The organism is Rhodococcus sp. 852002-51564_SCH6189132-a, from assembly GCF_001665495.1.
GTDB lineage: Bacteria > Actinomycetota > Actinomycetes > Mycobacteriales > Mycobacteriaceae > Rhodococcus > Rhodococcus pyridinivorans.
The window spans coordinates 90,652-99,807 of sequence record NZ_LZMJ01000024.1 but is presented as its reverse complement, the minus strand read 5'-3'; the positions used below and the strand labels follow the sequence as shown (position 1 = coordinate 99,807).

The window sequence follows — 9,156 nt, the reverse complement described above, 5'->3', positions numbered from 1 at the left end:
CGCTTGCAAGGGGGTGAATGTCCGTGACCGACCGTCACCACACTGCGGCGGACGCGCCGCCGACACAGGCCGCCGCCGATTTGGCCGACCTGCGTGCCGAACTCGACGACATCGACCGGACCCTGCTCGACGGGATCCGCGCCCGCCTCGAGGTGTGCGGACGCGTCGCCGAACTCAAGCAACGCCACGGCCTCGACGTGCTGCAACCCGGCCGCATGGAGGTCGTGCACCGCCGCGCCCAGGACTACGCGCACAGGCACGGCCTGTCCGGCGACTTCGTGCGCTCGCTGTACACCCTGCTCATCGACGAGGCATGCCGGGTCGAGGACCGCATCGTCTCCGGCGGCGCCCCCGCGGACCGGGTCGGCTCCGGTCGCCGCGGCGACGGCACGAACTGAGGCCCGTCGTGTCCGCGCCCCGACCGATCCGCACGGTGTTGATCGACAACTACGACTCGTTCACCTACAACCTCTACGACCTGATCACCCGCGTCAACGGCATCCCGCCGCGGGTGCTCACCAACGATCGCAGCTGGGACGAGCTCGTCGCCGAACCGTTCGACAACATCGTCATCTCCCCCGGCCCGGGCCGACCCGACCGGGCCAGGGACTTCGGGATCAGCGCCCGCGCCCTCACCGACGCCGAAGTGCCGCTGCTCGGGGTGTGCCTGGGCCATCAAGGGCTGTGCCAGCTGTTCGGCAGCGCCGTGATCACCGCCCCCGAACCGGTGCACGGCCGCACCAGCCCGATCCTGCACGACGGCACCGGCCTGTTCGCCGGGCTGCCGTCGCCCTTCGAGGCGGTGCGCTACCACTCGCTGATCGCCGACCCCGTCCCCGACGAGCTCGTCGCCACCGCCCACACCCCGGACGGGTTGCTCATGGCCGTCGCGCACCGGCACCGGCCGCTGTGGGGGGTGCAGTTCCATCCCGAATCGATCGGCACCGCCCACGGCGCGCAACTGCTCGCCAACTTCCGCGACGCCACCCCGCCGCGCAGCCCGATCACCGTCACCGCCCCCGCCGATCCGGAACCGGTACCCGAACCGGCCCCGCGCTATCTGCTGGCCAGCCGCCGGCTGCCGCTGCACCCCGACCCGTCCGCGGTGTACGAGGCGCTCTTCGCCGCCGGCCCGCACGGCTTCTGGCTCGACGGCAGCGCCGCGCTGGAACCGCAGTCGCGGTTCACCGTCCTCGGCAACGGCGCCGGACCCCGCGCCGACTACCTGACCTACCGGGTCGGGGAGGGCATCGTGCGCGAACACCGCGCCGACGGCACCGTCGAGGAACACCGCCGCCCCGTCTTCGACCATCTCACCGCCCGCCTCGCGGAGCGCCGCGCCGCCGCCCGCGACGACCTGCCGTTCGGGTTCGCGCTCGGCTACGTCGGGTATCTCGGCTACGAACTCAAGGCCGACGCCGGCGCGCAACTCGTGCACACCTCCCCCTACGCCGACGCCGCGCTGGTCTTCGCCGACCGGGCGGTGATCGTCGACCACGACGACCGCTGCTGCTATCTGCTCGCCCTGACCGAGGACACCGACGATCCCGAGACCCTCGCCTGGTTCGACGCGACCGCCGCGATCCTGTCGGCGCTGCCCGAACCGGTGACCGACGAGCAGATCCCGGTGCCGCTGATCGGCGCGGACGGTGGCCCGCAACTGCGGCTGCGGCACTCCCCGCAGCGCTATCTCGATCTGATCGCCCAGTGCCAGAACGAGATCCGCAGCGGCGAGACCTACGAGGTGTGTCTGACGAACACCGTCACCGTCGACGGCGGCATCGACCCGCTGAGCACCTATCGGGCGTTGCGCCGCATCAGCCCCACCCCCTACAGTGCGCTGCTCGACTTCCCCGAGGTCGCGGTGCTCAGCGCCTCCCCGGAACGGTTCCTGCGGATCGACGCCGACGGCACCGTCGAATCGAAACCGATCAAGGGCACCCGCCCACGTGGCCGGACCCCCGGCGAGGACGCCGCGTTGCGGGACGAACTGTGGGCCAGCAAAAAGGACCGCTCCGAGAACCTGATGATCGTCGATCTGGTGCGCAACGACCTGTCGCGGGTGTGCGTGCCCGGCTCGGTGCACGTGCCGGCACTGTTCGCGGTGGAAACCTATGCGGCGGTGCATCAGCTGGTGTCCACGGTGCGCGGCACGCTGCGTCCGGACGTCTCGGCGGTGGACTGTGTGCGCGCCGCCTTCCCCGGCGGATCGATGACCGGTGCCCCGAAGCTGCGCACCATGGAGATCATCGACAAGCTCGAGGACGGCCCCCGCGGGGTGTACTCCGGGGCCATCGGATATCTGTCGCCGACCGGCGCCGCCGACCTGTCGGTGGTCATCCGCACCCTCGTCGCCACCGCCCACGAGGTCACCTTCGGGATCGGGGGGGCGATCGTGGCGCTGTCCGATCCGGACGACGAACTCGACGAGACCCTCGTCAAATCCGTGGTGATGCGCCGCTGCCTCGCCGCGGCCCGCGACACCACCCCGACCAACGGAGCCGGGGCGGTCGGCTCCGCGGACCCGGACGATCTCGTCGACGGGCCACCGGTGCTGCCGGGGCGGGCCGGGCCGTGACCACGCCCGGCCGGGTGATCGTCGCCGGCGGATGCGGCGCCGTCGGCGCCTTGCTCACCGCGGCGTTGCGCGAGGCCGGCCGTCAGGTGCTCGTCGTCGACCCGGCCGCCGCCCCGGCTGCACCCGGGATGCTGCGCGCCGATCTGACCGCCCCCGACACCCGCCTCGCCGCGGCACTCGACGGCGCCGACATCGTGGTCCTCGCCGTCCCCGACGTCGTCGCCGGTGCCGCCCTGCCGGTGCTCGCGCGGCTGCTGCCCCCGCACACCCTGCTGGTGGAGACCCTGTCGGTGAAGACCCCGATCGCCGCGGCGCTGCACACCTACCGGCCCGGCGCCCCCACGCTCGGCATCAACCCGATGTTCGCCCCCGATCTCGGATTGCCCGGCCGGCCCGTGGTGGCGGTGCGTCACCACGACGCACCGGTCGTGACCGAGTTCGTCGCGGCGCTGCGCGACTGGGGTGCCACCGTGGTCGAGACCACCGCCGACGAACACGACCGGATCACCGCCGCCGTGCAGGTGCTCACCCACGCCGCGATCCTCGCGTTCGGTATCGCCCTCGACCGGCTCGACGTGCCGGATGCCGCCGCGCGGGTCGCCGCGCCCCCGCACACCGTGCTGCGCGCGCTGCTCGCCCGCGTTTCCGGTGGCACCGCCGAGGTCTACCACGACATCCAGCTCACCAACCCGTACGCCGCCACCGCCCGCCGCGCCCTCGCCGGCGCGGTCGCCGATCTCGACGCCGCCACCGACGCCCTGCCCGACTTCGCGGTGCTGCTCGACCGGGCCCGCGCCGCGCTCGGCGACGGGCAACCGGCCGCCGCGCAGCTGTGCGGGCAGCTGTTCGCGGCACTGCCCCGCGATCCGGGCGCGGTCGGCGGTCCGAGCGAGGAAAGGAGCCGGACATGAACGAATCCGACATCCCCGGCCCGCAGCTGCGCGCGCCGGAACTCCCGCAGTACGACCCGTCCGATCCGGCGGAGAGCGCGGTGATCGCCGGGCTGACCCGCTCGTGGCCGCGCCGCGCCGCCGTCAAGAAACCCGAGGTCGACCTCGATGCGCTGTTCGAGGCGGACCGCGCCGACTATCCCGAGCAGATGCTGCCCTTCGCCGAGCATCCGCGTTATCTCGCGCTCGACGAACAACAACAGGCGCGGCTGCGGGCCTGGGCGTGGATTGCCTACAACAAGAGCGTCGTCGACATCGAACAGCACGTCGTCAACCCCGGCTTCGCGTTGATCACCGAGGACGCCTTCGGTATCGGCCCGTCCGACACGGTGGTCACCGGGGTGCTCCAGGCGATGGTCGACGAGCAGTACCACACCCTCATGCACCAGCAGGCCAACGTGCTCACCCGCCGCCGCCGCGGCTGGGCGCTGAAGGAGTCGGTGCTGCCGCCGTGCCCGACCGTGCGCGAGCATCGCGCCGCGGTCGCGCACGCCGAGACCCCGCGGGACGCGGCGCTGGTGCAGCTGGCGTTCACCACCGTCGCAGAGACTTCGATCAGCGCCTATCTGGCGTTGCTCACCACCGACCCGGAGCTGCAACCGGTCAACCGCGCGACGGTGGCGGTGCACCGCCGCGACGAGCTGTGCCACGCCTCCCTCGCGGGTGGGCTGCTCACTGCGGTGCTCACCGAACTCGACGACACCGATCGGGTGCGGCTGCTCGACGCGCTTGGTACCGCGGTCGCGGCGTTCACCGGCGCCGACACCTCCACCTGGGCGGCGATCATCGCGCGCGAGAACATCCCCGGCGGCGACGAGTTGGTCGCCGACACCATCGCCGTGACCGAGGGCCGGCCGGTGGTGCAGGACTGCAGCGCCATCCGCCGGCTGTGCGCGGGACTGGGGCTCGGGGAGGAACTCGACGCCCGCTGGCCGTGGCCGCGCAGCGCCTAGCGCCGTGGCCGCACAGCGCCTAGCGCCTCGGCCGCACAGCGCCTGGTATCCCGGCCGCGCGGGCCGAGTCAGCGGCCCAGCAGTGCCCGCAACCGCGCGAGACGGCTGCGCAGCCCCCACACGGTGACCCGCACGAGGGCCTCCTGCACGATGTTGCCGTTCATCTTCGACTCGCCGATTTCCCGTTCGGTGAACGTGATGGGCACCTCGGCGACGGTGAATCCGGCCTGCAGGGTGCGCCACGCCAGATCGACCTGGAAGCAGTAGCCGTGCGAGGCGATCGCGTCGAGGTCGAGCTTCTCGAGCACCTCACGGCGGTAGGCGCGGTAGCCGCCGGTGATGTCCTGGATCGACACCCCCAGCGCGAGACGCGAGTAGATGTTGCCGCCGCGGGAGAGCACCTCGCGGTGCCACGGCCAGTTCACCACCGTGCCGCCGGGCACGTAACGGGAGCCGAGCACCAGATCAGCGCCGGCGTCGACCTTCTCCAGCAGCAGGTGCAACTGCTCGGGGGCGTGGCTGCCGTCGGCGTCCATCTCCACGAGCACCGTGTAGCCGTGCTCGAGCCCCCACCGGAAACCGGCGATGTAGGCGGCACCGAGACCGTTCTTCTCGGTGCGGTGCAGCACCGCGATGCGCTCGTCGGCGGCGGCGAGGTCGTCGGCGAGGTCACCGGTGCCGTCGGGACTGCCGTCGTCGACGACGAGGACATGGGTGTGCGGCAGCGCAGCGTGCAGCCGCGTGATGATCCGACCGAGGTTCTCCCGCTCGTTGTAGGTCGGAATGATCACCAGGGTGCGGGCGCTGGGTGCGCTGTCGTTCCCGGCCGGCGTCGCCGCTGCCATCAGAGGTCCTCCTTGTCGAACCGGCCACCGGCCGGTGCTCCTGCTGCGCCGGTGCTGGTGCGAGCTGCCGCACCGGCCTTCTCCCGCCGTCCTCGCACCAGGACGAAACCGGCGGCGGCCACGGCCGCGGCGCAGAGCACAAGCTCCGGCGCCACTCCGAGCCGACTAGCCAGCGTAACGTCTGCGCGCACGGGCACCTGCGCCACCAGGGCATCGGGCACGAACAACGGTGTGCTCTGCTGCACCCGACCGGCCGGATCGACGATCGCGCTGACCCCGCTGGTCGCCGCGACGATCACGGCCCGGCCGTGCTCGACGGCCCGCACCCGCGACATCGCCAGCTGCTGGTAGGTCATCTCGGTGTCGCCGAAGGTGGCGTTGTTCGTCGGCACCGCCAGCAACTGGGCGCCGGCGTCGATCGAGTCGCGGAACGCCCGGTCGAAGGCCACCTCGTAGCAGGTCGCCACCCCGATGTCGATGCCGCCGGCGGTGACCATGCCGTCGCCGTCGCCGGGCACGAAATGGCCGGCGCGGTCGGCGTACTCGGAGAACAACCGGAAGAACGACCGCCACGGCAGGTATTCGCCGAACGGCTGGATGATCTTCTTGTCGTGCCGCTCCCCCGGACCGGTCTGCGCGTCCCACACGATCACCGAATTGGTGGTGGTGCGGTCGTCGTTGACGAGCACCGCCCCGACGAGGATCGGCGCGTCGATCGCGGCGGACGCGGCGGAGATGTCGCGTGCGGCATCGGCGTTGCGCAGCGGGTCGATATCGGAGGCGTTCTCCGGCCAGATCACCACATCCGGGGCCGGGGCCCGTCCGGCGGCGACGTCCTCGGCGAGGACGAGGGTGCGGGCGACATGATTGTCGAGCACCGCCTTGCGTTGGGCGTTGAAGTCCAGGCCCAGGCGCGGCACACTGCCCTGGATCGCCGCGACCGTCACCGTCGACGACTCGTCGGTGGCGGTGCGCACCAGCGGCCACGCCGCCGCGGCGAGCAGCGGACCGAGCAGCGTCACCGCGACCGGCACCGTCCAGGCCCGCACGGGGCGGGGACGGCGGGAGGCGGTCAGGGCGAGGGCGGCGAGCCCGGCGCCGGTCGCGGCCACGGCGAACGACACCAGCGGGGCGCCGCCGACGACGGCGAGGGAGACGAACCCACCGTCGGGCTGGCCGAACGCCAGCCGACCCCACGGGAACCCACCGAACGGCACGCTCGAGCGCAACCATTCGGTCAGGCTCCACGCCGCCGCGATCCACAACGGCGCGACCGGCAACGACCGCAGGTGCACCACCAGCGCCCCGAACAGGCCGACGAAGACCGCCTCGGCGGCGGCGAGCGCCAACCACGGCAACGGACCGACATAGACGCCGATCCAGGGCAGCAGCGGCACCAGGAAACCGAGGCCGGCGAGATAGCCGTAGCCGAACCCGGCGCGTCGCCGCATCGGTACTGCAGTCGATACACCGACCAGGAGCGCGATCCCGACGGGGGCGAGGAACCACAGCGGCCGCGGCGGGAACGACGCGAACAGCAACACTCCCGCGACGACGGCCAGCAGCGCGCGCAGCGCGACGACACGCACCGCCCGCGCGGTGACCTTCGCCAAGGGCCGGCCGGTCACCGCGCGTACACGACCCGGCCGCGGTGCACACTGCGCACCAGCACCGGATCGGCGGTGCCCGGGGTGAGATCCGGCAGCGGCGCCACCCGCGACCGCGGATCCGTCGACCATCGCTGCACCGAATCCTTCGGGGCGCTGACCACCAGCTCCCCGACCTCCCAGATCGCATACGACGCCGGCGCCCCCGGATCGAGGGTGCCGGCCAGACCGTCACGCACCCCACCAGCGCGCCACGCCCCGCGGGTCGCGGCGGCGAACGCCGCCCGCGGCGAGATCCCGCTGCCCTCGGTGCGGTGGTGCACCGCCGCCCGCAGCATCGGCCACGGCTGCGGCGCCGTCACCGGCGCATCCGAGCCGAACGCCAACGCCAGCCCGGTCGCTGCCAGCGGCGCGAACGCGTTCAACGCCGCGGCGCGGTCGGCGCCGAGCCGCTGCGCGTACATCCCGTCCGCCCCGCCCCACAAGGCGTCGAAGCTCGGCTGCATGCTCGCGATCACCCCGTACCGCGACAACACCTCCGCCTGCGCGACCGTCAACGACTCGACGTGCTCGAGCCGATGCCCGCGCGCGGCGAGCACCGGTCCCCCGACCTCCGCGGCGACCGCCTCGAAGGCCGCGACCGCGGCGGTGGTCGCCGCGTCACCGATGACGTGGAAACCGGCCTGAATGCCCGCCGAGGTGCACGCGCGCACGTGCGCGGTCAGCTCGTCCTCGGTCAGATAGCGGGTGCCGCAGCAGTCCGGCAGATCGTCGTACGGGCGGGCCAGCGCGGCGGTGTGCGAACCGATCGACCCGTCGACGAACAGATCCCCGCCCAGGGCATCGGCGCCGGTCTCGGCGAGCAGCTCCGCGGCTTCCTCGCCGGTGCGCACCGCCTGACCCCAGTAGCCGCGCACCTGCACCGGATGGTCAGTGCCGAGCAGTTCGGTGAAGTCGTCGAGCCCGGAGATGTCGGGGCCGGCGCATTCGTGCACCGCGACGTAACCGTGCGCGGCGAAATCGTCGAGGGCCGCCAGGCGGGCGCGGGCACGCTGCGCGGCGGTCAGCCCGCGGCGGGCGGCGCCGCGCACCGCATGATGCGCCGCGGCGGTCAGCGGCTGCTGCGGATCGAAGCCGGCCAGCTCGTCGAGGGGTTCGGCGACGGCCCGCAACGCGCTCGACGCCGCCGCCGAATGCGCATCGATCCGGCCGAGATAGACGAGCCGGGCCGGGGCGGCGGCATCGAGGTCGGCGGTGGTCGGTGGCGTCGGGTCGGGCCAGCGGGTCTCGTCCCAGCCGTGCCCCCAGATCACCGCGTCGTCGTGCGCATCGGCGTGCGCGCGGACCCGGCGCAATGCGTCGTCGCGGTCGACGGCGTCGGTCAGATCCAGCCCGGTCAACGCCAGGCCGTGGCTGGTGGTGTGCACGTGGGTGTCGACGAAACCGGGGGCGACGAACGCGCCGTGCAGATCGACGATCTCGGCGTCCGGGTGCAGGGCGCGACCGGGCCGGTCCTGCCCGACCCACACGACCGTGCCGTCGGTGACGGCCATCGCGGTGGCATCGGGGGCGCTGGCGCTGTAGATGCGGCCGCCGACGAGAAGCTGGGTGTGCGGTGCAGGGCTCACGAGTGCCCAGTCTGCCCGTTACCGCTCCTCGTGGCGGCGCGGGGTCTCCACGATCTCCCCTTCGAGCACGGTGCCACGGTCGTCGACCTGCTCGGTCACGGCCGCACCACCGGTCAGGTGCGGGGCACCACCGACGACACTGTGATCGACGACCTGCCCGTCGACCACCACCAGCCGCTGCGCGGAGAACCCGGTGACGCGGGCCCGCCGCGCGACCAGCGTGCGCACCGCCGGACGCAGCGCGGCGCGGGACGGCAGCAACAGCAGCACCCCGAGCACGGTGCTGACGATGCCGGGAATCAGCACCAGGGCCGCGCCGGCGCCGATGAGCGCGCCGTCGGTGAGCACCCGCTCCGGGGAATTCGCGTGCGGCGCCCGGCCACCGCGCAGCTCACCGAGGTTGCGCAGCGCGCGGCGACCCAGGGCGGCGAGCACGAGATAACCGGCGGCGCTGACACCGAGGAAGATCAACACGGTGGCCAGGGCTCCGAGGGTGGAGCCGAGCCAGGCCAGCACCGCGATCTCCGCCACGACGTAGAGCACGAACAACAACGGGTACACGGCGGGACTTCCTTCCGTCGGCGGTTTCTGTCCG

The 9,156-nt window shown here is 72.8% G+C and carries 8 protein-coding genes; 4 read left to right on the top strand and 4 right to left on the bottom strand.

The window, feature by feature from the left end; genetic code table 11:
- The first annotated feature begins 17 nt into the window (after positions 1-17).
- From A5767_RS05155 to A5767_RS05140, 4 genes are read left to right on the top strand one after another with little or no spacing between them, the layout of a single operon-like run.
- Positions 18-398 carry a chorismate mutase gene (locus A5767_RS05155; protein WP_006554801.1) on the top strand — a complete coding sequence of 127 codons (381 nt, stop codon included), beginning with the start codon at positions 18-20 and terminating at the stop codon, positions 396-398.
- Between the two features lie 8 nt (positions 399-406).
- A complete protein-coding gene (gene pabB / locus A5767_RS05150; RefSeq protein ID WP_064851833.1) occupies positions 407-2,578 on the top strand; it encodes an aminodeoxychorismate synthase component I in 2,172 nt (723 codons plus the stop codon).
- Positions 2,575-3,489: a prephenate dehydrogenase gene (locus A5767_RS05145; RefSeq protein ID WP_064851832.1), complete on the top strand. Its 915-nt coding sequence runs from the start codon at positions 2,575-2,577 to the stop codon at positions 3,487-3,489. The genes pabB and A5767_RS05145 overlap by 4 nt, the downstream gene beginning before the upstream one ends.
- Entirely contained in the window at positions 3,486-4,481 is a 996-nt protein-coding gene (locus A5767_RS05140) for an AurF N-oxygenase family protein (RefSeq protein ID WP_006554798.1), read from the top strand. Before A5767_RS05145 ends, A5767_RS05140 begins: the two co-directional genes overlap by 4 nt.
- A 68-nt stretch (positions 4,482-4,549) precedes the next feature.
- On the opposite strand, the gene A5767_RS05135 is transcribed toward A5767_RS05140, so the two are convergent.
- The 4 genes from A5767_RS05135 to A5767_RS05120 are packed head-to-tail and all read right to left on the bottom strand — an operon-like array spanning position 4,550 to position 9,122.
- Positions 4,550-5,326, bottom strand: a complete 777-nt coding sequence (locus tag A5767_RS05135) for a polyprenol monophosphomannose synthase (RefSeq protein WP_006554797.1) — start codon at positions 5,324-5,326, stop codon at positions 4,550-4,552.
- Positions 5,326-6,954: an apolipoprotein N-acyltransferase gene (lnt, locus tag A5767_RS05130; protein WP_064851840.1), complete on the bottom strand. Its 1,629-nt coding sequence runs from the start codon at positions 6,952-6,954 to the stop codon at positions 5,326-5,328. The genes A5767_RS05135 and lnt overlap by 1 nt, the downstream gene beginning before the upstream one ends.
- Complete coding sequence (locus tag A5767_RS05125; protein ID WP_064851831.1) at positions 6,951-8,561, bottom strand: amidohydrolase; 1,611 nt, start codon at positions 8,559-8,561, stop codon at positions 6,951-6,953. Before A5767_RS05125 ends, lnt begins: the two co-directional genes overlap by 4 nt.
- Before the next feature lie 18 nt (positions 8,562-8,579).
- Positions 8,580-9,122: an FxsA family protein gene (locus A5767_RS05120; RefSeq protein WP_019289567.1), complete on the bottom strand. Its 543-nt coding sequence runs from the start codon at positions 9,120-9,122 to the stop codon at positions 8,580-8,582.
- Between the last annotated feature and the right edge of the window lie 34 nt (positions 9,123-9,156).

Bases quoted from the DNA above. Each gene is read 5' to 3' on its own strand.
- A5767_RS05155 (WP_006554801.1), top strand. From the start codon at position 18: ATGTCCGTGACCGACCGTCACCACACTGCGGCGGACGCGCCGCCGACA.
- A5767_RS05140 (WP_006554798.1), top strand. From the start codon at position 3,486: ATGAACGAATCCGACATCCCCGGCCCGCAGCTGCGCGCGCCGGAACTC.
- A5767_RS05135 (WP_006554797.1), bottom strand. From the start codon at position 5,326: ATGGCAGCGGCGACGCCGGCCGGGAACGACAGCGCACCCAGCGCCCGC.